At 69.8% G+C, this 22,675-nt stretch carries 22 protein-coding genes; 16 read left to right on the forward strand and 6 right to left on the reverse strand.

Translation table 11 applies throughout. The features are described from left to right. Positions 1 to 10 precede the first annotated feature (10 nt). Both AB0I94_RS05315 and nudC read left to right on the forward strand, forming a co-directional pair. Positions 11 to 1,432, forward strand: coding sequence for a dipeptidase (locus AB0I94_RS05315; protein WP_363308063.1), 1,422 nt, complete (start codon positions 11 to 13; stop codon positions 1,430 to 1,432). Between the two features lie 58 nt (positions 1,433 to 1,490). Next, a complete protein-coding gene (nudC, locus tag AB0I94_RS05320; RefSeq protein ID WP_363308064.1) occupies positions 1,491 to 2,438 on the forward strand; it encodes an NAD(+) diphosphatase in 948 nt (315 codons plus the stop codon). A gap of 31 nt (positions 2,439 to 2,469) precedes the next feature. Here the strand turns inward: nudC and AB0I94_RS05325 are convergent, their stop codons facing one another. After that, on the reverse strand, positions 2,470 to 2,712 hold the full coding sequence (locus AB0I94_RS05325) for a mycoredoxin (protein ID WP_160507106.1): 243 nt from the start codon (positions 2,710 to 2,712) through the stop codon (positions 2,470 to 2,472). A gap of 150 nt (positions 2,713 to 2,862) precedes the next feature. On the opposite strand from AB0I94_RS05325, the gene AB0I94_RS05330 reads away from it, so the two are divergent. The 5 genes from AB0I94_RS05330 (at position 2,863) to AB0I94_RS05350 (ending at position 6,797) form a co-directional block, all read left to right on the forward strand. After that, positions 2,863 to 5,073: an ATP-dependent DNA helicase UvrD2 gene (locus AB0I94_RS05330; RefSeq protein ID WP_363308065.1), complete on the forward strand. Its 2,211-nt coding sequence runs from the start codon at positions 2,863 to 2,865 to the stop codon at positions 5,071 to 5,073. Positions 5,074 to 5,236: 163 nt separating this feature from the next. Further along, positions 5,237 to 5,617, forward strand: a complete 381-nt coding sequence (locus AB0I94_RS05335) for a hypothetical protein (RefSeq protein WP_363308066.1) — start codon at positions 5,237 to 5,239, stop codon at positions 5,615 to 5,617. A gap of 166 nt (positions 5,618 to 5,783) precedes the next feature. Then, on the forward strand, positions 5,784 to 6,155 hold the full coding sequence (locus AB0I94_RS05340) for a WhiB family transcriptional regulator (protein ID WP_344522157.1): 372 nt from the start codon (positions 5,784 to 5,786) through the stop codon (positions 6,153 to 6,155). Beyond that, positions 6,152 to 6,475 carry a hypothetical protein gene (locus AB0I94_RS05345; RefSeq protein WP_363308067.1) on the forward strand — a complete coding sequence of 108 codons (324 nt, stop codon included), beginning with the start codon at positions 6,152 to 6,154 and terminating at the stop codon, positions 6,473 to 6,475. The genes AB0I94_RS05340 and AB0I94_RS05345 overlap by 4 nt, the downstream gene beginning before the upstream one ends. 121 nt (positions 6,476 to 6,596) lie before the next feature. Continuing rightward, on the forward strand, positions 6,597 to 6,797 hold the full coding sequence (locus AB0I94_RS05350; protein WP_363308068.1) for a hypothetical protein: 201 nt from the start codon (positions 6,597 to 6,599) through the stop codon (positions 6,795 to 6,797). Between the two features lie 3 nt (positions 6,798 to 6,800). On the opposite strand, the gene AB0I94_RS05355 is transcribed toward AB0I94_RS05350, so the two are convergent. Beyond that, positions 6,801 to 8,183, reverse strand: a complete 1,383-nt coding sequence (locus tag AB0I94_RS05355) for an AarF/ABC1/UbiB kinase family protein (RefSeq protein ID WP_363308069.1) — start codon at positions 8,181 to 8,183, stop codon at positions 6,801 to 6,803. A 41-nt stretch (positions 8,184 to 8,224) separates the two neighbouring features. Then, positions 8,225 to 9,382 carry a ThiF family adenylyltransferase gene (locus tag AB0I94_RS05360; RefSeq protein ID WP_363308070.1) on the reverse strand — a complete coding sequence of 386 codons (1,158 nt, stop codon included), beginning with the start codon at positions 9,380 to 9,382 and terminating at the stop codon, positions 8,225 to 8,227. A 206-nt stretch (positions 9,383 to 9,588) separates the two neighbouring features. Here AB0I94_RS05360 and AB0I94_RS05365 point away from each other — a divergent pair, with 206 nt between their 5' ends. From AB0I94_RS05365 to AB0I94_RS05380, 4 genes are all read left to right on the forward strand, one after another. Next, positions 9,589 to 10,185: a M48 family metallopeptidase gene (locus AB0I94_RS05365; RefSeq protein ID WP_363308071.1), complete on the forward strand. Its 597-nt coding sequence runs from the start codon at positions 9,589 to 9,591 to the stop codon at positions 10,183 to 10,185. A 117-nt stretch (positions 10,186 to 10,302) separates the two neighbouring features. Beyond that, the gene (locus AB0I94_RS05370) at positions 10,303 to 12,000 is read left to right on the forward strand and encodes a TerD family protein (protein WP_363308072.1); all 1,698 of its coding nucleotides are present in this window, start codon (positions 10,303 to 10,305) and stop codon (positions 11,998 to 12,000) included. An 11-nt stretch (positions 12,001 to 12,011) separates the two neighbouring features. Beyond that, on the forward strand, positions 12,012 to 12,692 hold the full coding sequence (locus AB0I94_RS05375; protein ID WP_363308073.1) for an AIM24 family protein: 681 nt from the start codon (positions 12,012 to 12,014) through the stop codon (positions 12,690 to 12,692). Positions 12,693 to 12,708: 16 nt separating this feature from the next. Further along, positions 12,709 to 13,464, forward strand: coding sequence for an AIM24 family protein (locus AB0I94_RS05380; RefSeq protein WP_363308074.1), 756 nt, complete (start codon positions 12,709 to 12,711; stop codon positions 13,462 to 13,464). A gap of 96 nt (positions 13,465 to 13,560) precedes the next feature. On the opposite strand, the gene AB0I94_RS05385 is transcribed toward AB0I94_RS05380, so the two are convergent. Both AB0I94_RS05385 and AB0I94_RS05390 read right to left on the reverse strand, forming a co-directional pair. Further along, complete coding sequence (locus tag AB0I94_RS05385; RefSeq protein ID WP_363308075.1) at positions 13,561 to 14,085, reverse strand: NUDIX hydrolase; 525 nt, start codon at positions 14,083 to 14,085, stop codon at positions 13,561 to 13,563. Next, positions 14,082 to 15,569 (reverse strand): zinc-dependent metalloprotease, encoded by a 1,488-nt coding sequence (locus AB0I94_RS05390; RefSeq protein ID WP_363308076.1) that lies wholly within the window; start codon positions 15,567 to 15,569, stop codon positions 14,082 to 14,084. The genes AB0I94_RS05385 and AB0I94_RS05390 overlap by 4 nt, the downstream gene beginning before the upstream one ends. A gap of 191 nt (positions 15,570 to 15,760) precedes the next feature. Here AB0I94_RS05390 and AB0I94_RS05395 point away from each other — a divergent pair, with 191 nt between their 5' ends. The 4 genes from AB0I94_RS05395 (at position 15,761) to AB0I94_RS05410 (ending at position 18,950) form a co-directional block, all read left to right on the forward strand. Next, positions 15,761 to 16,873 (forward strand): SDR family oxidoreductase, encoded by a 1,113-nt coding sequence (locus AB0I94_RS05395; RefSeq protein ID WP_363308077.1) that lies wholly within the window; start codon positions 15,761 to 15,763, stop codon positions 16,871 to 16,873. A gap of 117 nt (positions 16,874 to 16,990) precedes the next feature. Continuing rightward, on the forward strand, positions 16,991 to 17,455 hold the full coding sequence (locus tag AB0I94_RS05400; protein WP_363308078.1) for a molybdenum cofactor biosynthesis protein MoaE: 465 nt from the start codon (positions 16,991 to 16,993) through the stop codon (positions 17,453 to 17,455). A 141-nt stretch (positions 17,456 to 17,596) separates the two neighbouring features. Then, positions 17,597 to 17,767 (forward strand): hypothetical protein, encoded by a 171-nt coding sequence (locus AB0I94_RS05405; protein ID WP_363308079.1) that lies wholly within the window; start codon positions 17,597 to 17,599, stop codon positions 17,765 to 17,767. A 94-nt stretch (positions 17,768 to 17,861) separates the two neighbouring features. Then, a complete protein-coding gene (locus tag AB0I94_RS05410; RefSeq protein WP_363308080.1) occupies positions 17,862 to 18,950 on the forward strand; it encodes a PDZ domain-containing protein in 1,089 nt (362 codons plus the stop codon). Positions 18,951 to 19,001: 51 nt separating this feature from the next. Here AB0I94_RS05410 and AB0I94_RS05415 read toward each other — a convergent pair whose 3' ends face one another. Continuing rightward, a complete protein-coding gene (locus AB0I94_RS05415) occupies positions 19,002 to 19,541 on the reverse strand; it encodes a PPA1309 family protein (protein WP_363308081.1) in 540 nt (179 codons plus the stop codon). Positions 19,542 to 19,686: 145 nt separating this feature from the next. Between AB0I94_RS05415 and AB0I94_RS05420 the strand changes: the two genes are divergently transcribed. Then, positions 19,687 to 22,632, forward strand: a complete 2,946-nt coding sequence (locus tag AB0I94_RS05420; protein WP_363308303.1) for a UPF0182 family protein — start codon at positions 19,687 to 19,689, stop codon at positions 22,630 to 22,632. Positions 22,633 to 22,675: the final 43 nt, after the last annotated feature.

Consider the following 22,675-nt stretch of genomic DNA (forward strand, 5'->3'; position numbering starts at 1 on the left):
GCTCGTGACCATGAGCCAGTCCGTTGACAGTGACGTCAGTGGCGTCAGCGCCGTTCGTACGTACATCGAGACCCACCGTGCCGCCTTCCTCGACGACCTCGTGGAGTGGCTGCGCATCCCGTCCGTGTCGGCACAGCCCGACCACGCACACGACGTGCGGCGCAGCGCGGACTGGCTCGCCGGCAGGCTCAAGGAGACCGGCTTCCCGACCGCCGAGGTCTGGCAGACGGCGGGCGCTCCCGCCGTGTTCGCCGAGTGGCCCTCCGAAGACCCGCAGGCGCCCACGATCCTCGTCTACGGCCACCACGACGTGCAGCCCGCGGCCCGCGAGGACGGCTGGCACACCGACCCCTTCGAGCCCGTCGTCCAGGGCAACCGGCTCTACGCGCGCGGTGCGGCCGACGACAAGGGCCAGGTGTTCTTCCACACACTCGGCGTCCGCGCCCACCTCGCCGCCACCGGCCGCACCACCCCCGCGGTCAACCTGAAGCTCCTGATCGAGGGCGAGGAGGAGTCGGGCTCCCCGAACTTCCGCGCGCTGATCGAGGAGCACAAGGAGCGCATAGCGGCAGACGCGGTGGTCGTCTCGGACACCGGCATGTGGGCGAAGGACACCCCCACGGTGTGCACCGGCATGCGCGGTCTCGCCGACTGCGAGATCGAGCTGCGCGGCCCCGACCAGGACATCCACTCGGGCTCCTTCGGCGGGGCGGTCCCCAACCCGGCGACCGTCGCCGCCCGCCTCGTCGCGGCGCTGCACGACGAGCACGCGCGCGTGGCCGTCCCCGGCTTCTACGAAGGCGTCACCGAACTCACCGACCGTGAGCGCGCACTCTTCGCCGAGCTGCCCTTCGACGAGGAGCGCTGGCTGCGTACGGCCAAGTCCCGCGCGACCCACGGGGAAGCGGGCCACACCACCCTGGAGCGCATCTGGGCCCGCCCCACCGCCGAGGTGAACGGCATCGGGGGCGGCTACCAAGGGCCGGGCGGCAAGACGATCGTCCCGTCGTCCGCCTTCCTGAAGCTCTCCTTCCGGCTGGTCGCGGGCCAGGACCCGGACCGCGTCGAAGAGGCCGTGCGCACCTGGGTCGCCGACCAGCTGCCGAACGGAATCAGCCACACGATCACCTTCGGCGCCGCCACGCGCCCGTGCCTGACGCCGCTCGACCACCCCGCCCTGCAGTCCGTCGTACGGGCGATGGGCCGCGCCTTCGAGCAGCCGATCCGCTTCACCCGAGAGGGCGGTTCCGGACCGGCGGCCGACCTCCAGGACGTACTGGCCGCCCCCGTGCTGTTCCTGGGCATCTCCGTGCCGTCCGACGGCTGGCACGCACCGAACGAGAAGGTCGAACTCGATCTGCTCCTCAAAGGAGTCGAGACGACGGCCTACCTGTGGGGCGATCTCGCCGAGCACTGGCGCGATGCACACTGAGCCTCGCCTTGTCGACCTTGCCGCACCACCCATTTCATCGGGGGAGTTGGAAGCACCTGTGACCACCTGGACCGACCGCACCGCTGACCGTCCCGTCTCGCTCACCGCGCCGAGCGGCATCGATCGCGCGGCCCACCACCGCCTCGACGAGGCCTGGCTCGCCGCCGCTTGGAGCCACCCGACGACACGGGTCTTCGTGGTCTCCGGCGGTCAGGTGCTCATCGACGAGACACCGGACGGCAGCACCGAACTGGTGATGATCCCGTCCTTCGAGGCGCCGCTCACCGAGGCCCACCGCTACTTTCTGGGCACGGACGACGACGGCGTCAGCTACTTCGCGCTGCAGAAGGACTCCCTGCCGGGCCGCATGGACCAGCAGGCGCGCCCCGCGGGCCTGCGCGAGGCGGGGCTTCTCCTGTCGCCCCGTGACGCGGGCCTGATGGTGCACGCCGTCGCCCTGGAGAACTGGCAGCGCCTGCACCGCTTCTGTTCGCGCTGCGGCGAGCGCACGGTCATCGCGGCGGCCGGCCACATCCGCCGCTGCCAGGCGTGCGGCGCCGAGCACTACCCGCGCACGGATCCGGCCGTGATCATGCTCGTGACGGACGACCAGGACCGCGCGCTCCTCGGCCGCCAGGTGCACTGGCCCGAGGGCCGCTTCTCGACCCTCGCGGGGTTCGTGGAGCCGGGCGAGTCCATCGAGACGTCGGTGCGGCGCGAGGTCTGGGAGGAGGCCGGTGTCATGGTCGGCGACGTCGAGTACGTGGCGAGCCAGCCCTGGCCGTTCCCCTCCAGCCTGATGCTGGGCTTCATGGCCACCGCCACCTCGTCGGAGATCAACGTGGACGGCGAGGAGATCTCCGAGGCCCGCTGGTTCTCCCGGGAAGACCTGCGGGCCGCATTCGAGTCCGGGGAGGTCCTGCCTCCCTACGGGATCTCGATCGCGGCCCGACTGATCGAGCTCTGGTACGGCAAGCCCCTGCCGAAGCCGGGCACCGTCGGCTAGGGGCCCGACCGGCGGATCAGGCCCCGGCCGCTCACGCGGCCAGCTTCTGCTTCACCTGGGCCAGCGACGGGTTCGTCAGGGTCGAGCCGTCCGGGAAGAGAACGGTGGGAACCGTCTGGTTTCCGCCGTTCGCCTTCTCGACGAAGGCCGCGGAATCCGGGTCGTGCTCAATGTTGATCTCGTTGTACGTGATGCCCTCGCGGTCCATCTGGCCCTTGAGCCGGCGGCAGTAGCCGCACCACGTGGTGCTGTACATCGTCACAGTGCCCGGCATGTGTCTCGCGCTCCTTTGTCGCTCGGGGTGCGTCATCGCAATGACCTGAACGTACGTGACCCGGCCACCATTCCCGCATTAGTACGACCGCACCGGCCTCCCTGTGGACAACCGGCTCACGCGCCTCCGGCGACCTGGCAGCATGGCGGGGTGACAGCAGCAACGCACTCCCCCCTCTTCCCGCAGGTCCCGGAGTCTGCCGACGCGGTGCTCGCCGGGCTCGACCCCGAGCAGCGCGAGGTGGCCACCGCCCTGCACGGGCCGGTGTGTGTCCTGGCCGGTGCCGGGACGGGCAAGACACGGGCGATCACGCACCGGATCGCCTATGGCGTGCGCGCGGGAATCCTCCAGCCCGCCAGCGTGCTCGCCGTCACGTTCACCAACCGCGCGGCGGGGGAGATGCGCGGCCGTCTCCGCCAGCTCGGCGCCTCCGGGGTCCAGGCGCGCACGTTCCACTCCGCCGCGCTGCGTCAGCTCCAGTTCTTCTGGCCGAAAGCAGTCGGCGGCCAACTGCCCCGGATCGTCGACCGCAAGATCAAACTGGTCGCGGACGCGGCGGCCGCGTCCCGCATCCGCCTCGACCGCAACGAGCTGCGCGACGTGACGAGCGAGATCGAGTGGTCCAAGGTCACCCAGACCGTCCCCTCGGACTACGCTGCCGCCGCCGCGAAGTCGGGCCGCCTCGTCCCCCGGGACGCGGCGGAGATCGCTCAGATCTACGGCGCGTACGAGGACCTCAAGCGCGACCGCTCCGTCATCGACTTCGAAGACGTCCTGCTGCTCGCCGTCGGCATCCTCCAGGACCGCCACGACATCGCCGATCAGGTCCGAGCCCAGTACCAACACTTCGTGGTCGACGAATATCAGGACGTCAGCCCGCTCCAGCAGCGCCTCCTGGAGCTGTGGCTCGGCGACCGCGACAGCCTCTGCGTCGTCGGCGACGCCAGCCAGACGATCTACTCCTTCACCGGCGCGACCCCCGATCACCTGCTGAACTTCCGCACCCGCCACCCCGGAGCGACGGTCGTCAAGCTCGTGCGGGACTACCGCTCCACGCCCCAGGTCGTCCACCTCGCCAACGGCCTGCTCTCCCAGGCCCGCGGCCGCGCCGCGGACCACCGCCTGGAACTGATCTCGCAGCGTGACGCCGGAGCCGAACCTCTCTACACGGAGTACGCGGACGAGCCCGCCGAGGCCGAAGGCGCCGCCCGCCGCATCCGTGCCCTCATCGCCGGCGGCGTCCCCGCGAGCGAGATCGCGGTCCTGTTCCGAACGAACTCCCAGTCCGAGATCTACGAACAAGCCCTCGCCGACGCCGGTGTGCCCTATCAGCTGCGTGGCGCCGAGCGGTTCTTCGAGCGCACCGAGGTCAGGGAGGCCGGCGCCGCGTTGCGTGGCGCGGCCCGCTTCGGGGGCAACGACGCCCTGCTCGACGACGTCGTCGACCTGCCCTCGCAGGTGCGGGCCGTCCTCTCCACGAAGGGCTGGACGACACAGCCCCCGGCGGGCTCCGGCGCGGCCCGCGACCGCTGGGAGTCCCTGGCGGCCCTGGTGCGCCTCGCCGAGGACTTCGCGCGGGCCAAGCCCGACGCGACGCTCTCCGACCTCGTGGGGGAGCTCGACGAGCGCGCGAACGCCCAGCACGCGCCGACCGTCGAGGGCGTCACCCTCGCCTCGTTGCACGCCGCCAAGGGCCTGGAGTGGGACGCCGTCTTCCTGGTCGGTCTCGCCGAGGGCATGATGCCGATCACGTACGCCAAGACCGACGAGCAGGTGGAGGAGGAGCGCCGCCTCCTGTACGTGGGCGTCACCCGTGCCCGTGCCCATCTCTCCCTCTCCTGGGCCCTGTCGCGTTCGCCGGGCGGTCGCGCGGGACGCCGCCCCAGCCGCTTCCTGGACGGTCTGCGCCCCGGCTCGGGGGCGGGCACCGGAGCGCGGGCAGCGGGCGGCGGGCCCGGAGGCGTCGAGCGCGGCAGCGCCGGCGAGGAAAGCACCGGCGGCGCCAGGAGCCGCCGAAGGACGAGCAGATCCCCGGCCCGGTGCCGGGTCTGCGGGCGGTCCCTGACCGACGCGGGCGAGATGAAACTGATGCGGTGCGAGGACTGCCCGTCCGACATGGACGAAGGGCTCTACGAACGGTTGCGGGAGTGGCGCTCGGGCCAGGCGGAGCTCCTCGGCCAGCCCGCCTACTGCGTGTTCACGGACAAGACCTTGATCGCCATTGCTGAGGCTTCGCCCGAGGAGGAGGGCGAGCTGGCCAGGATCCCGGGCGTCGGCGTGCGCAAGCTCAACCGATTCGGATCAGATGTCCTTGCCATTTGTGCAGGTGAAGAGGGTGTAAGGGGCGCCGATGGCGACTGATTCAAACTCGTCGAAAAAATAGTTTGCGCATGCGCAAGGAAGAGCCATAGGTTCTTAAGCACGGGAACGGCGGCTTCTCCGAAGCCCTGGCCTCGTGCTGTACTTAATAGCCCGCAGGATCGGTTCCGGCCGATCCCATAGACGCCGAGAGGAGGCGATTCCAGTGATCAGCATCAACGAGAGCTTCATCAGCACCGCGAAAATGACCGATCGCTCGGTCGTCGCTTCCTGCCTGCTCGGCTTCTCGAACCTGGGCACCGGTCTGTCCGGTGGCATCGCTGCCGCCGCCATCCGTCCGGAGTCCTCCGTCCTGCCTCTGTCCCTCCCGCGCACCGGTCTCAACGTTTCTCCGATGCGTGAGGTCAATGAAGGCAGCGAGCGAGCGACCAAGGCACCGGAAGCAGTAGCGACGGCACAGGCGCAGGCCTATGCCTTTGCCGCAGCCGGTGCCGGATCCAAGAAGCAGACGACGCAGCACAAGACACAGCAGCACCACACGATGTGGGCCTTCCGTGGGCTCGAACCCTGGAGTGATCCAGTCTGATCCTCGATCAGACCGGCGCCTTCAGGGCCGCGGAACCCCACCCGGGATCCGCGGCCCTTCTGTTTGCCCCAAAACGGGGAGACGGAGCGAAGGGGCCGAGCAAGACCCGGTACCAGCCGCCAACCGGCCGACCAGGCCGGCACGACCAGACGAGGAAAACACCACCGTGCAACTCGAAGCGCACGCCCCGTCCGTACCGCCTTCAGAGACTCTCCCCCCGCCCGCTCCCACGGAGGACCCGACCTTGACTCCCCTGACCGCGCTCACCGCGCTCGACGACGCCATCGAGAACCTCGGCGTACCCGTCCCCTGCCGTGCCTACGACCCTGAGGTCTTCTTCGCCGAGTCGCCCGCCGACGTCGAGTACGCCAAGTCCCTCTGCCGTACCTGCCCGTTGATGGAGGCCTGCCTGGCCGGCGCCAAGGAGCGGCGTGAGCCGTGGGGCGTCTGGGGCGGCGAGCTCTTCGTCCAGGGTGTCGTCGTTGCCCGCAAGCGGCCCCGTGGCCGTCCGCGCAAGAACCCGGTTGTCGCCGCATGAACGCCGCCGGAACGATCGATCGCCCCCTGACGCACGACCCCAAGAAGCAGGCCCCGATGAAGGCAGCCACCGCCGAGCCCGCAGGCTCCGCCACCCCAGACTTCACCACCACCGGCGCGAACGACTCGCGCCAGAACAGGACCCGCGAGATGCAACTCATCCCAGAAGCCCTGGCTCGTGCGCATATGCACGAACGCATGCGTGAGGCCGAGGCCGCGCGCCCCGCCGCCCGCCTGATGGCGGCGCGTCGGATGCAGCGCCGCGCCGAGCGCGCTTCGCTGCGTGCCAGGCGCGCGCTCGCCATCGCCGTCATGCAGTGACGAGCCGGCCGACGCGCTGACCGAACCACACCACGATGCCCACGGGGGCCGGTCCGAACGGACCGGCCCCCGCGGTGCGTTGTGCCGGGCGAACCTCCGGCAGCGGCGATAGGGTCGCCGGGTGGACCAGCAGACTCCTCAGCCCTCGGGCAGCGAGAATGCCGAGAACCTCGTGTGTTCCCGCTGCGGGAAGGTCACCGAAGGCGCGCCGCCCACCTGGACCTGCTCCGTGGAGAACGGCGTCAGACGCTACTTCTGCGACTCCTGCGCCCGCGAGAACCTCAGGGCCATCGAAGGACGACTCGACTCCACCTGGTGGTGAGGTCTACCCGGTGGTGCGATCCGCCTGGCCTTCCACCTCGTCCTCCGCCGCCTCCTCCGGCTCCTCGTCCAGGAAGCCCGGCAGCCACTCCTCGAGTTCGTCGCGCATCCGCACCGTCGCTCCCAGCTGACACAGCACTCCGATCGTGCTCAATGTCACCCGGTGGATCAGCAGATACGACGGCGGGAGATTGAGCCGCTTGCCCAACTGGTGGGCGGGAGAGCGGGGATCGGCGACCCGGGCCGCCTGTCCGCGCATCCAGCCGCGGGTGAAGGTGAACTCCTCCACCAGCATCGGTTCGATGATCGGCAGCAGATAGTCGAGCACCGCGTCCGGTTCGAGCTCCACGGACTCCTGGACGAAGTCCTCCTCGCGCAACATGGCGTAAACCGCGTCGGCCTCGCCGTCGAGCGTCATCCGCAAGGAGCGGCCGATGGTCGGAGGGAGCCCGCCGGGCAACCGGTCCACCGTGCCGAAGTCGAGGACCCCGAGCCGCCAGCCGCCCTTCTCGTCGGGCAGCAGCCGGAAGTTGCCCGGATGCGGATCGGCGTGCAGCAGGCCCGTGCGCGCCGGACCCGAGAAGAGGAAACGGGCAAGGAGCTGTCCCGCCCGGTCCCGCTGCTCCTGGGTGCCGTCCGCGATCACGTCCGCGAGCGGTATCCCGTCGATCCACTCGGTCACCAGGACCTGCTCGCACTGATGCACCACGTCGGGCACCGCGACATCCGGATCGTCCGCGAACTCCTCCGCGTGCACGCGCTGTGCCTGGGCCTCCAGGCTGTAGTCGAGCTCCTCGGAGACCCGGTCGCGCAGCTCCGCGATGAGCGGCTTGATGTCCATGCCCGGTATCAGCGGCCCCAGGAGTCGGGCGAACCGGCTGAGTTGGTTCAGGTCGGAGAGCAGCGCCTCGCCCGCCCCCGGATACTGCACCTTGACCGCGACCGCGCGCCCGTCCTCCCACACCGCCCGGTGTACCTGGCCTATCGAGGCGGCGGCGGCCGGTTTGTCCTCGAACTCCAGGAACAGCTCGCGCCAGTCCTCACCGAGCCGCTCCGCGAGCACGGCGTGCACGGTGCGCGTCGGCATCGGCGGAGCCGCCTCCTGCAGCTTCGTCAACGCGGCGCGATAGGGCCCCGCCACCTCCTCCGGCAGCGCCGACTCGAAGACCGACAGCGCTTGGCCGAACTTCATGGCCCCGCCCTTGAGCTCGCCGAGCACCTTGAACAGCTGCTCCGCCGTGCGCTGTTGCAGCTCACGGCCGACGATCTCCGCCGACTTGCCCCCGATCCGCTTGCCGAGCCCCCAAGTCGCGCGCCCGGCGAAGCCGAGTGGCAGCGCGGCCAGTTTGGCGGTACGGGTTACCGCCTTCCGGGGAAGATCAGACATGCGCCCCTCCAAGTCCCAGACAGCCACGCCCTCGCAGGCGGTTACCCGGCCATTGTGTCGTGCGGCTTCTTGTCCCCGGCGGGGTGCTCCCCCTTAGTCACCACACCCGCCCCGCACGGGCAGGTGAGATGTGGTGCCACCGGCCGTGCGTGCCAGTCGAGTCCGGGCACCGATGCCTCCCAGCGAACCCCCGCGCTCGCCGGTGCCGCCCCGTCCAGGAAGGCGAGGGCATGCGCCGCGGCAAGGCCGGCGACCGTGGTCGACAGCGCCAGATCGCATGCGTGCACATGACGTGCCCGTCCCGATCGCCACTGCGCCAGCATGCGTGGCCAGGTCGGATCCCGGTCGGCGCGGTCCAAGGCCAGGCAGTTCGCGCAGGCTGTCGCCCCCGGCAAGACGAGCGGCCCGACCACTCCGGTTCCTTCGATCACCCCCGCGTAGAGATGGGGTGTCCCTGACGTGACGAGCGGCTCGGTGGTGAGCGGGTCGGGCGCGTGGGCGTCAAGACCGTCCCGCGGGGCGATGATCACGAGGGAGAGCTCCGGCTCCCCTTCGCCCGGCTCTCGCGGCTCACCGGCTTCCTTCCGCCCACGGCGTGGCGGGCGGTCCGGAGCCGACTGCCGCACGATCCGCCGGGCCGCCGTGTCCCTGCGGTCGCCGACGGCTTCGGCGGGCAGACCGCCCGGCGCCACATCCCAGGGTTCGACGACTCCTCCCTCCAGCACGTCGACCTGCCCCACGCCCGCCCCGGACAGGACCGAGGCCACCACGGCCCCCACCCGCCCCGCTCCCCGGACCTGTACCCGCATCGCCCGCCGTGCCGCCAGCTTCCTCATCCCGTCGCCCGGTCCGGAAGTGACGACCGACAGGGACGCCAGGTCCGGACGCAGCCGGTCCATGGCCGATGTCCTTTCGCGCAAGGCATCGGCCGCCGCGCCGCCTCCTGTCGCGTCGTCGAGGAGCCCGGCTGCGGACAGCCGCCGCACGAGCTTGTCCACGTGATCGTCGGGCAGGCCCATCCGCTTGCCCTCGTCGCGCAGGAGCGGCAGCCCGCGAGTCCCGTCCAGAAGCTGGAGAAAACTGCCCGTCGCCGTGTCCACCGGACCGAGCACCAGGGCATGCGCGGGCGCCACGCCGAACTGGATCGTGTTCAGATCGCGCCAGCCGCGTCGCAGCGCCGGTTTCAACATCGGATGCATGGTCCTCGTCCCCCCGTGGTTCTCCGGCGCTGCCCCCGTCCGCATCACCGGTCAACAGCCAGAATGCCCGCCTCGGCGGACAGCCGCGCAGCGTTGTCCACAGGCAGGGGGTATTCGTCGTACTAATCGATCGCACGGGGAGCGATACCCCGCCGAACCGTCCCGGAGGCGGGACTTCCCCCACACCCAACGGGTAACGTCGGGGCGTGCCCGCCGACCCACTGCACCGCGCCGGAAACCCACAGCGCAGCATGACCAGCCCGCCGTCACCCGGCTCGGTGGCGAGCGCGGTCGAGGTCAGACGGAGCGCCCGCCGCCGCAGAACGGTCTCCGCGTACCGAGAGGGCGATCGCACCGTCGTGCTCATCCCCGCCCGGATGTCCGAGGCCGAGGAACAGCGCTGGGTCAACGTCATGCTCGACAAGCTCGCGGCCCAGGAGAGCAAGCGGGTCCTGGGCGACGCGCAGCTCGCCGAGCGCGCCGAGCGTCTCTCCGAGCAGTACTTCGACGGCCGGGCCAGGCCCACGTCGGTTCGCTGGGTCACGAACCAGAACACCCGCTGGGGCTCGTGCACCCCGTCGGAGGGCAGCATCCGTCTTTCGCACCGGCTGCAGGGCATGCCCGAGTACGTCGTCGACTACGTCCTCGTCCACGAGCTCGCGCATCTCCTGGTCCCCGGACACGGCCCCAACTTCTGGCAGCTCCTGGAGGCGTATCCCCGGACGGAACGGGCTCGTGGGTACCTCGAAGGTGTGGTCGCGGCCGACCGGCTGCCCCATCTGCCGGCTGCTCGCGACGCGTGAACTTCCGTCGCGCGCGCTGGTTGTGTACCGGGTCTGTACCGGCTTGGTCCGCTGTCGCGGATTGCGGTTAGCCTGGCGCGACGCATTTACATTCGGGATGGGGGACGGTCGTTACGTATGGCCAGGGAATTCCAACGCGGCCACAAGGCCAAGATCAGTGACCTCACCGCGGGGACCGATCTGTACGTAGGTGTGCAGATCTCCGCCCCCGGACTGAGCTTCGACATCAGCTGCTTCGGCCTGGACGCGGACGAGCGCCTGTCGGACGACAGTTACTTCATCTTCTTCAACCAGCCGAAGTCGCCCGAGGAGTCCATCCAGCTCCTCGGCGCGCAGGCCGGTGACACGGAATCCTTCCGGGTCACGCTCGACCGGATCCCGCCGCGGATCAAGAAGCTGTCGTTCACCGCGACGATCGACGGCGCCGGACAGATGTCCCAGGTCGCCCCCGGGTACATCCGGATCGTCGCGGGTGGCGAGGAAGTGGCCCGCTACTCCTTCAACGGCGCGGAGTTCTCCACGGAACGTGCCGTGATGCTGGGTGACTTCTACATGAAGGACGTCTGGCGGTTCGCCGCGATCGGCCAGGGCTTCGACGGCGGTCTCGACGCGCTCTTGAAGAACTTCGGCGGCGAGGTCGCCGAGGAGGAGCCCGCGCCGTCGGCGCCGCAGGCCGCCGCCCCGTCCTTCGCGCCGCCCGCCCAGGCCGCCGCGCCGCCCGCGTTCGGCGCTCCGGCGGGCCCCGCCCAGGCTCCTCCGGCTCCTGCTCCCACGCCCGCCCCGGCCCCAGCCCCCGCACCCGCTCCGGCCCAGAACTTCGCGCCCCCGGCCCCGGCCCCGGCGGACCCCTCGGTACACGCCGCGCAGACCATCGTGGCGCCGATGAACCCGCCGCAGGGCGGCACGGTTCCGCCGCCGCAGGCCCCCGCCCCGTACGGACAGCCCGGCCAGCAGCCGCCGCCGCAACAGCCGCAGTTCGGCCAGGTCCCCGGCCAGTCGGCGCCCCTGCCGCCCGGTTACGGCCAGCAGCCGAGCGCCCCGATGCCTCCCGGTTACGGCCAGCAGCCCCCCGGTCAGTTCCCCGGTCAGCCCGCGGCCCCGTCACCGTACGGAGCGGGCGTCCCCCAGGGCGTCCCGCAGGGCGTCCCGCAGGCGGGCGGCGTGGCCGCGGCTCTCGCCGCGTATCGCGAGGCCCCCACCGGGCAGCGCTGGACGCAGCAGAACGAGAAGATGATCCGCGTCGACCTCGGCGTCAGCGAGCAGGCCGTGCTCGCCCGACAGGGCAGCATGGTGCTCTACCAGGGCAAGGTCGAGTTCAGCTACAAGGGCGCCGGCTTCGCGGGCCGCGTCGTGGGCAACTCGACCGGCCAGGAGATGCAGCTGATGCGCTGCTCCGGCCGGGGCCAGGTCTTCCTCGCCGAGGAAGCCACGCATCTGCACCCCATCGAGCTCCAGGGCGACGCGATCTGCGTCTCCGCGGAGAACGTCCTCGCGTTCGACGAGTCCCTCCAGCACGAGGTGCGCAGGATCGAGGGCCACGGCATCCCCGGTGGCGCACTGTTCGTGATGCAGTTCCAGGGCACCGGCACGGTCATCGTCAAGACGCACGGTGTGCCCGTCGTCCTGCCCGTCACCCCGACGACGTTCGCCGACTGCCACGCCGTGGTCGCCTGGTCGGCCGCCGCCCAGGCGATCGTCTCCAGCCAGGTGCGGCTGCGCAGCAACGCGTCCGCGGGCTCGACGGGGGAGAGCGTGAACCTCCAGTTCCGGGGTGCTCCCGGCAACTTCATCATCGTCCAGCCGTTCGAGGTCTGAGGGAGCCCGTCATGAATCAGCAACTCGCGGGCTTCGCCCCCGCGCCCGTCGCCGCCCGTATGGAGAACCACGGCCACCACATGGTCAAGGTGGCGATGCAGACCGGAAACGACCTCCTCGCGCGCGTGGGCTCGATGGTCGCCTACGAAGGCTTCGTGCAGTACGAGCCCAATCCCCCCGCGGTGCGCCAGATCGCCAAGGAGTGGATGACCGGCGAGGGCGCACCTTTGATGAAGTGCTCCGGAGACGGCCTGCTCTATCTCGCCGACTACGGAGCCGACGTCGTCGTCATCAATCTGGCGGGCGACTCGCTCTCGGTGAACGGCACCAACCTCCTGGCCTTCGACGCGAACCTCCAGTGGGGCGTCGAGCGGGTCAAGGGCCTTGCCAAGTTCGCGGGCCAGGGCCTGTGGAACATCAAGATCTCCGGCCAGGGCTGGGTGGCGCTGACCTCCCGCGGCACCCCGGTCGTCGTCGACTGCGGTCGCGGCGAGGACGAGACGTACGTCGACCCGGACGCCCTGATCGCCTGGTCCCCGAACCTCAAGGTGAAGGGCAAGCGCAGCTTCAAGGCCGGTTCGCTCATCGGGCGCGGCAGCGGCGAGGCCTACCAGATGGGCTTCTCCGGGGAGGGCATCGTCGTCGTACAGCCCAGCGAGGACAGCACCGACCGTCTCCGAGCCCGGGGCTGAGGGGGAGCAACACACCATGCAGAGCCCACTTTTCGCGCACACCGAGCAGCAGACTCAGGAGCGCTACACCGTCCAGAACCCGCAGCTGCTGCGGGTCGCCCTCGCGGGCCACGACGACATCCTGGCCCGCAAGGGCGCCATGGTCGCCTACCAGGGGCTGATCGAGTTCGACGCCGAGTACCAGAGCCAGGGCAACCAGCGGGCCCGCGCGCAGACCGGCGAGGGCCTCGACCTGATGCGCTGCCACGGCCAGGGCACGGTCTATCTCGCCAACCTCGCCCAGTACATCCACGTCGTGGACGTGGACCAGGACGGTCTGACCGTGGACAGCAGCTATGTCCTCGCGCTCGACTCGTCGCTGACCCATCAGGTCATCGCCGTGGACAGCCAGTACGGCATCTCCGGCTCCGGCAAGTACCAGCTCAACATCACGGGCCGCGGCAAGGTCGCCCTGATGACCTCGGGTCAACCGCTGATGCTGCAGGTCACGCCTGACCAGTACGTGAATGCCGACGCCGACGCGATCGTCGCCTGGTCCAACGGCCTGCGGGTGCAGATGCAGGCCCAGACGCACTCCTCGGGGGTGTGGCGGCGCCGCGGCAACACCGGCGAGGGCTGGGAGCTCAGCTTCATGGGCCAGGGATACGCGCTCGTCCAGCCGAGTGAGTTGCTGCCGCCCCAGAACGCCGTGGTCGGGCAGGGCGCGCGCGCCCAGTTCGGCGTCGGGCAGCAGGGCGCTCGGGGGCAGAACCAAGGCAACGTTTGGAGCTGAAGCCTCTCCGGGCGAGACAGAACCAGGAGGAGCGTGGGGAACTGCGGGCCAGTTGTGGATGGTCGCGCAGCTCCCCGCGCCCCTTACGGGGCACGGCTACAGCCGTGCCCGCGTCGCCTCCACCAGGCGTACGACCGACTCGTCGGCGACGCCCGCCACCTCGTCGTACGCGAACCAGCGCAGGTCCAGTGACTCGTCGCTGATCGCCTCGACGGCGTCCCGCGGGGCCGACGCCGCGTACTGCACGTCGAGGTGCTGGGTGCAGGGGCCCGGAATCGGGTGGCGGTCCAGGCGGACCGGACCCCCCGGGACGAGCGTCAGACCCGGCACCCCCGACTCCTCCGTCGCCTCACGCAGCGCGGCCGCGGCCAGCGAGGCGTCACCCGGCTCGCAGTGACCGCCCATCTGGAGCCACATCCGCAGCTTCTTGTGCAGGGTCAGCAGCACGCGCCCGCGCTCCGGGTCGATGACCAGGGCGCTGGCCGTCACATGGCCGTCCGTACAGGCCTTCCACATGCCGTCCTCGGGGTGGGCGGCGAGATGGTCCAGGTAGTACTGGCGCAGCTCTTCCTGCTCCTCGTACCCCTTCAGCACGAGGACCGCGTCGTCGTACAGGCTCACTTGTCGTCGTCGCCTTTGTCGCCCTTGTCGCTCTTGCCGGTGTCGCCCTCGGTGTCCTCGGCACCCGCGGCGTCCTTCTTGAGGTCCGGCTTGGCGGAGCCGCCCGCCGCCTCGCCGAGCATCTTGTCCAGCTCGGAGAAGTCCAGCTGCTCGTGGTGCACGAAGCCGTCCGGGTCGTCCAGGTCCGAGGCCGTGGGCAGCATGTCCGGGTGGGCCCACAGGCCGTCACGGCCGTCCACGCCGCGCGCGTCCGTGAGCGAGGCCCACAGGCGCGAGGCGTCCCGCAGCCGGCGCGGGCGCAGCTCAAGACCGATGAGCGTGGCGAAGGTCTGCTCCGCGGGGCCACCTGTCGCGCGGCGGCGGCGCAGCGTCTCGCGGAGGGCGTCGGCGGACGACAGGCGGGGCTTGGCCGCGGCGTGCACGACCGCGTCCACCCAGCCCTCGACGAGCGCGAGAGCGGTCTCCAGGCGGGCCAGAGCGGCCTTCTGCGCCGGAGTGTCCTCCGGCTGGAACATGCCCTGCTGGAGCGCTTCCTGCAGCTGCTCGGGGTTCTGCGGGTCGAGCTGGCCGACCACGTCCTCCAGCTTGGCGGTGTCGACCTTGATGCCGCGGGCGTACCCCTCGACCGCGCCGAACAGATGCGAGCGCAGCCACGGCACGTGGGCGAAGAGCCGCTGGTGGGCGGCTTCGCGCAGCGCCAGGTAGAGCCGGACCTCGTCCTGGGCGATGCCGAGGTCCTTGCCGAAGGCCTCGACGTTCACCGGAAGGAGAGCTGCCTTGCCGGCCGGGCCGAGCGGCAGGCCGATGTCGGTGGAGCCGACGACCTCACCCGCGAGCACGCCCACGGCCTGGCCGATCTGCTGGCCGAACATGGCGCCGCCCATGGAGCGCATCATCCCGATCAGCGGGCCCGCCATGGCCTGCATCTCCTCGGGCAGTACGTCACCCATGGCGAGGCCGACACGCTCGGCGACCGGGTCGACCAGTTCCTTCCACACCGGAAGGGTCGCCTCGACCCACTCGGCGCGGCTCCAGGCCACGGCCAGGCCGGAGCCGGACGGCAGGGACGTCGCGTCGTCGAGCCACAGGTCGGCGAGGCGGATGGCCTCCTCGACCGCGCCGCGCTCGGCGGGACCGACACTCGCGTCCTTGGTGCCGTCGGGCGTCCCCTGGGAGACGGTCTGGCGGGCGATGTCCTTGGCCATGTCCCAGTTCACCGGGCCGCCCTCGTACGAGAGCATCTGGCCGAGCTGCTGGAACGCGGCGCCCAGGTCGTTCGGGTTCATCGAACCGAACATCGCGGCGAACGGGTTGTCACCGCCAGGGCCGCCAGGGCCGCCTGCGCCGGGCAGGCCGCCGAAGCCGAACGGGTTCCCAGGGCCACCTGCACCCTGTCCCCCTCCGGGGCTGTCCTTCTTCTTGCCCTCGTCGCCGTTCTCCGGCTCCTCCGGCGGAAGGCCGAATCCGAATGGGGTGTCACTCACGGGATTCCTCGGCTCGTCAGGCCGCCGGTACGGTTCCGGCGGCGGCTGCCCTACAACACCACCCAGCGTAGACACCGTGACGGGATCGGGCCTCAGTGCTTCGCCGAGTCATGGCCTGCGGCAGGATGGATGCCACCTGGTACATACGCGTCATTCGCGTATCTACAGAAGACAACCGCTGGAGACGCCTGGTGAGTTCCCCAGATCCACAGGTTCGCGCAGCGCGAAACCTTTCTACTCCGAGCCCCGTCCGAGGGCCCGTGGTCGCCGTCACCGGCGCCGCCTCCGGCGTGGGCGCGCTGCTGACCGAGCGCCTGGCCGCGTCCGATGAGATCAAGCAGGTCGTTGCCATCGACGAGCGGCGGGGCGAGTGCGCCCAGGCCCAGTGGCACATCCTGGACGTCAGGGACCCGGCCATCGCCGAGAAGCTGCGGGGCGCGGACGTCGTGGTCCACCTCGCCCTCGATCTCGACCTGGAGACGGACGCCGCGGCCCGTACGGCGTACAACGTGCGCGGCACGCAGACCGTGCTGACGGCCGCCGCGGCGGCCGGCGTCCACCGCGTCGTGCTCTGCACGTCGGCGATGGTCTACGGAGCGCTGTCCGACAACGAACTGCCCCTCTCCGAAGACGCCGAACTGCGCGCCACGGCGGAGGCCACCGGTGTCGGTGACCTCCTGGAGGTCGAGCGCCTCGCCCGGCGCGCACCCCGGGCCCACCCCGGTCTGAACGTCACGGTGGTGCGGCCCGCGATCCTGGTGGGCGGCACGGACACCGCGCTCACCCGGTACTTCGAGTCGCCGAGGCTGCTCGTGGTGGCGGGATCGCGCCCCGCCTGGCAGTTCTGCCATGTCGAGGACCTGTGCAGCGCCCTGGAGTACGCCGTCCTGGAGAAGGTCGACGGTGAGCTGGCCGTCGGCTGCGACGGTTGGCTCGAGCAAGAAGAGGTCGAGGAGCTCAGCGAGATCAGGCGCATGGAGCTGCCGTCCACGGTGGCCCTGGGCGCCGCCGCGCGGCTGCACCGGATCGGGCTCACACCGTCTCCCGCCGGTGACCTCGCGTACACGATGTACCCGTGGGTGGTCAGCGTCAGCAGGCTGCACGACGCGGGCTGGCGTCCACAGTGGACGAACGAGGAGGTCCTCGGGGAGCTCCTCGAAGAGGTCGCGGGGCGACGCACCGTGGCGGGACGCAGGCTCGGCCGCAAGGACGCGACGGCCGCGGGCGCGGCGGGTGCGACGGTCGCGCTGCTGGGCGCCGCCGCGGTGGTGCGGCGGGCGCGGAAGGCGCGGCGCCGGATCTGAGACTCGCCGTGGGCCCGTGCGGAGCTCTCGCCCTGTAGAGAGCTCCAACGCGGCACGCGCGCGTGCCGGGCGAAAGCGCTATTCCGTGATGTCCGTGCCGTGCGGCACCATGGCCGCATGGCACGCACCACGAACGACCACCCCGGCGAGCAGACCGCGCAGGACCCCATCAGGCTTCTCGCGATCCGTGACGCACCGCTCTCCCTGGACGAGGTCTTCAGGGCCGTCGGCGACGACGCCGCGGGCGGCACGGCGCTCTTCGTGGGGACCGTGCGCAATCACGACGGCGGCGCGGACGTCGACGAACTCGGCTATTCGACCCATCCGACGGCAGAGGCCGAGATGCGCCGAGTGGCCGAGAAGGTCGTCGGCGAATACCCGGTGCGCGCTCTGGCCGCCGTCCACCGCGTCGGCGACCTGGCGGTGGGCGATCTCGCGGTCGTCGTGGCGGTCTCCTGCCCGCACCGGGCGGAGGCCTTCGCCGCCTGCCGCAAGCTCATCGACGACCTCAAGCACGAAGTGCCGATCTGGAAGCACCAGCGGTTCTCCGACGGTCAGGAGGAGTGGGTCGGCGCCTGCTGACCTCCTTACGCCCCCACCGGGCCAGTTGGCCCGAGGAGCCTTCAGGTTGCGTAACCCGGCCCCCGGCGTGAGCGTTGACGCAGCGGATGGTTAATCTGCTGATCAGTCAGTTGCGGTCGCTCAAGGGGTCGGGAGGTCGACATGGCATCACTTGCCTGGTTGCTGATTCCGTTCGCGGCAGCTGTCGGTGCGGGGCTGTGGGCCGCCCTGGCGGCGCGTAACCGCAAGTCCGGCAAGACCGGGGACAACTCCGAACTGAACGGCTACGCGGCCTTCCGCGAGGCGATGGAGAAGCCCCGCCAGGGATCGTGAGGCCGCGGCGCCCCAGGGCCTCCTGAGGCCCTGTGAGCCCCGTACGGACTGGCCCCAGCGGTGCACTGACAGGCAGGTCCCGTACTGTCGTTCCATGCCACGCCGCACCGCGACGATGCTCGCCTCCACCCTGATGCTGATCGCGCTGCTCTGCGCCGGAGTCCTCATCAAAGTGCCGTACTCGGAGATGTCCCCGGGTCCGACGGTGAACACCCTCGGCGACCACGGCGGCGAGCCGGTGCTGCAGATCTCGGGCCACAAGACCTATCCGACGACCGGTCACCTCAACATGACGACGGTCCGGGTCACGAGTGCCGACTACAACATGAACATCGCGGAGGCCGTGTACGGCTGGATGGCCCACGACAACATCGTGGTGCCGCACGACACCCTCTACCCGAACGGCAAGACCGAGCAGCAGTCGAGCCAGGAGAACGCCGAGGAGTTCAGCCAGTCCCAGGAGAGCGCCAAGGTCGCCGCGCTCAGGGAGCTGAACCTGCCGGTGAAGTCCCAGGTCGTCGTCTCCACCGTCTTCAAGAACAGCCCCGCCGAGGGCAAGCTCCACGCGGGTGACGTCATCAGGAAGGTCGACGGCACGCCCGTGAAGGAGATGACGGACGTCGCCGAGCTGGTCACCAAGCACAAGCCGGGCCAGGACGTCGTCTTCAGCCTCGTCCCCGTCAAGGAGGCGGCCGCCGCCGAGAAGGCGGGCAAGGAGCCGACCCGGACGCAGGACGTGAAGATCACCACGGAGAAGGCGAAGGACGGCCGCGCGATCGTCGGCATCCAGGCGGGCACCGATCACACGTTCCCGTTCACGATCGACATCAAGCTCGCTGACGTCGGCGGCCCCAGCGCCGGACTGATGTTCGCGCTCGGCATCGTCGACAAGCTGACCCCGGGCGACCTCACCGGCGGTAATTTCGTGGCCGGCACCGGCACGATCGAGGACAACGGCAAGGTCGGCCCGATCGGCGGCATCGGCATGAAGACGGTCGGCGCGCGCGCCAAGGGCGCCAAGTACTTCCTGACGCCGAAGGAGAACTGCGCCACGGCCGCCAAGGACGTCCCGGACGGCCTCACGCTGGTCAAGGTGGACAGCATCGACGACGCGGTCGACTCCCTCGACGACATCCGCAAGGGCGACACCGCGGACCTGCCGCAGTGCACGGTGAAGAAGTAGGCGGACGTACGCGGGCGGGGCGGCCCCGCCCGCGTACGAGAGCAGCCGGTCTCAGGCGAACGTGGCCGCCAGCGCGTCCGCGAGGCCCGGAACGAGGTCGGACCCCGTGAGGACCTCGGTGGCCGAGTCCTTCTCGCGCAGCCGCAGGGCCGAGTCGCGCGCACCGTCACGCAGCACCGCGACCGTCATGCGGACCTCCTGGCGGTCCGGGTGCTCGGCCACCCACTTCGCGAGCTGTGCCTCGCTGAGCCCTTCGGGGACGGACGTCTCCGCCGACGGCGGCAGCATCAGGCGCTCCACCGTGAGCGCGCAGCCCGCCACGGCGTCCGGCCAGGCGATGGTGGCGAGGAACTCGTCCAGCGGCTTGCCCTCCGGGATCTCCTCCTGCTCGATGGGTGTGAGGCCGGAGTCCTCGGGGGAGTTGTCGAGGCCGAGCTGGGTGGCGAGGCCGGGTTCTTGGGAGCGCAGTCGCGCCGTGTCGACGAGCGCGAAGAGGCGTGCGGGCAGGTCCCAGCCGAGGCCGGACACGTACTCGTCGATCTCGAGTACGGCACGGGTGAGGGGGCTCGCTGCCATGGGAGTGTTGGACATGGTCACAATCCTGCCTCGTTAGTCCCGAGAAACGGGAACCGAGTAAAGCGTGAGTAAGTTGCATAGGTGTGGGTCCACGATCACAGGACCCTGACGGATCAACAGAATCAACATCGACTTCGAGGTGCGCACCTTGGCTTTCCAGATGCCGGACCGCGGCGGAGGCCCGACGGGGCCACGGATCAGAGTGGGCCGACCGTCCCGTCGCGTCCGGACCCTGCTCATGACACTGGGCATCCTGGCTGTTCTCGCCATGGTGTTCGTCATGTTCGCGGGGTTCTGGACAGACTGGCTCTGGTACCGCTCGGTCAACTATTCGTCGGTCTTCACCACGACCCTGTGGACCAAGATCGGCCTGTTCTTCGTCTTCGGCCTCCTCATGGCGGCCGCGGTCGGACTGAACATCTGGCTGGCGCACCGGTTGCGCCCGCCGTTGAGCGCCATGTCGATGGAGCAGCAGAGCCTCGACCGGTACCGCATGAGCATCGCGCCGTACAAGAAGTGGCTGCTGCTCGGCATCGCCACGCTCGTCGGCCTGATCGCGGGCGCGTCCGCCGCCGGCCAGTGGCGGACATGGCTGCTGTGGGTGAACGGCGTCTCCTTCGGTCAGAAGGACCCGCAGTTCCACCTGGACGTGTCGTTCTTCGCGTTCGACCTGCCCTGGTACCGCTTCCTGCTGGGCTTCGGCTTCGCGGCCACGGTGCTCTCCCTGATCGCCGCCGCCCTCACGCACTACCTGTACGGCGGGCTGCGGATCACCAGCCCCGGCGCGCGCGCCACGGCGGCGTCCACCGGGCATCTTTCGGTGCTGCTCGGCGTCTTCGTGACGCTCAAGGCAGTGGCGTACTGGCTCGACCGGTACGGCCTCGCGGTGAAGTCGAGTGACTTCAAGGCGACGGGCGACTGGACGGGCCTTCGCTACGTGGACGCGAACGCGTATCTGCCGGCGAAGACCATCTTGTTCTGCATCGCCGTCATCTGCGCGCTGCTCTTCTTCGGGACGCTGTGGCGGCGCACGTGGCAGCTGCCGGTCATCGGCTTCGGCCTGATGGTCCTCTCCGCCATCCTCATCGGCGGTCTGTACCCGGCCATCGTGCAGAAGTTCCAGGTCTCGCCGAACGAGCAGGCCAAGGAAGCGCCGTACATCCAGAAGAACATCAAGGCGACGCGCGACGCGTACGGCATCAGCGGTGTGAAGCCCGAGGACTACAAGGGCGCGGGCAAGGCCGACGAGGAGCCGGAGAAGAAGCGTGATGACGCGGACTCCGCCGCCAACTACCGGCTGAACGACCCGAACATCGTCTCGCCGACGTTCCAGCAGCTGGAGCAGGAGCGCGAGTACTACCGCTTCCCGACGACCCTGGACGTGGACCGCTACAACGGCCAGGACACCGTCGTCGGTCTGCGTGAGCTGAGTCTCGACAAGCTCGAGAAGCGCAACTGGATCAACGACCACTTCGCCTACACCCACGGCTACGGCATGGTCACGGCCAAGGGCACGGAGACGAAGAAGGGCTCCAAGGGAGCTCCGGACTTCACGAACTACGGCCTGCCGACCGCCGGCAACCTCGGCGAGTACGAGCAGCGGATCTACTACGGCGAGAAGACCACCCAGTACTCGATCGTGGGCGGGCCCCAGAAGGAGCTCGACTACGAAGAGGACGGCGGCGGCCAGAAGACCTACAGCTACAAGGGCGACAGCGGAGTCAACCTCTCCAACCCGATCAACCGAGCCGCGTACGCCGTGTCCTTCGGCGAACCGCAGATGCTGTACTCGGGCGCGATCGGCGAGGGGTCGCGGATTCTCTACAACCGCACGCCCAAGGAGCGCGTCGAGGCGGTGGCTCCCTGGCTGACCATCGACGGCGACACGTATCCGACGGTCGTCGACGGCAAGATCCAGTGGGTCGTCGACGCCTACACGACGAGCAACGGGTATCCGTACGCCTCGCGGACCACGCTCGGCGACACCACGGCCGACTCGCTGTCGGAGTCGGACGACGCGCGCGCGGTGGTGGCCCAGCAGAACCGGGTCAACTACATCCGCAACTCGGTGAAGGCGACCGTCGACGCGTACACGGGCGAGGTCAAGCTCTACACCTGGGACGACAAGGACCCGGTCCTGAAGACCTGGAAGAAGGCGTTCCCGGACACCGTCAAGGACAAGGGTGAGATCCCCAAGGCCCTGATGGACCATCTGCGCTACCCCCAGGACATGTTCAAGGTGCAGCGTGAGCTCCTGACGCTCTACCACGTCACGGACCCCGGCCAGTTCTACAACGCGAGTGACGCCTGGCAGGTGCCGAACGACCCGACGAAGAAGGACAACAGCGCGGTCCCGCCGTACTACCTGTCCATGAAGACGCCGGGTCAGACGCAGCAGCAGTTCTCGCTGACGACGACGTTCACCCCCAGCGGGCGCCCGAACCTGCGCGCCTTCATGACGGTCGACGCCGACGCCAGAAGCAAGAACTTCGGCACGATGAAGCTGCTGAGAGTCACGGGCGACGTGGACGGCCCTGAACAGGTCCAGAACAAGCTGAACTCGATGACCGAGGTCGGTAACTTCGTCCGGGACATGAAGGGCGCCGACTCCGACGTCCTCTACGGAAACCTGCTGACCGTCCCCCTGGACGACGGATTCCTCTACGTCGAGCCCGTGTACGTACAGGGACGTAAATCGGCGTATCCGCTCCTGAAGAAGGTCGCGGTGTCCTACGGCACGGAGACCGCGTTCGCGGACTCCCTGAGCGACGGCCTCAACCAGGTCTTCGGTGCGGAAGGAACCACCAAGCCACCGGCCGACGGCACGGACGAGCCGGCCGACCCGGCCGATCCGCCCAAGACGAACGACCCGACGGTGCAGGCTGCCCTCGACGACGCCCAGCAGGCGTTCGAGGACGGGCAGACGGCCCTGAAGGACGGCGACTGGGAGGCGTACGGCAAGGCGCAGGAGGACCTCCAGAAAGCCCTGCAGCGCGCCGAGGACGCCCAGGCCAAGGCAGGCGACAAGGCAGGCGACAAGCCGGGCGACAAGGCGGGCGACAAGCCGGCCGACAAGGATGACAAGGGAGATCAGAAGGGCGACTGACCTGCGGTAAAGCACCCACCCCGGGCCGTGGTACTGTTTCAAC

The organism is Streptomyces sp. NPDC050147, from assembly GCF_040660195.1.
Classification (GTDB): Bacteria; Actinomycetota; Actinomycetes; order Streptomycetales; family Streptomycetaceae; genus Streptomyces.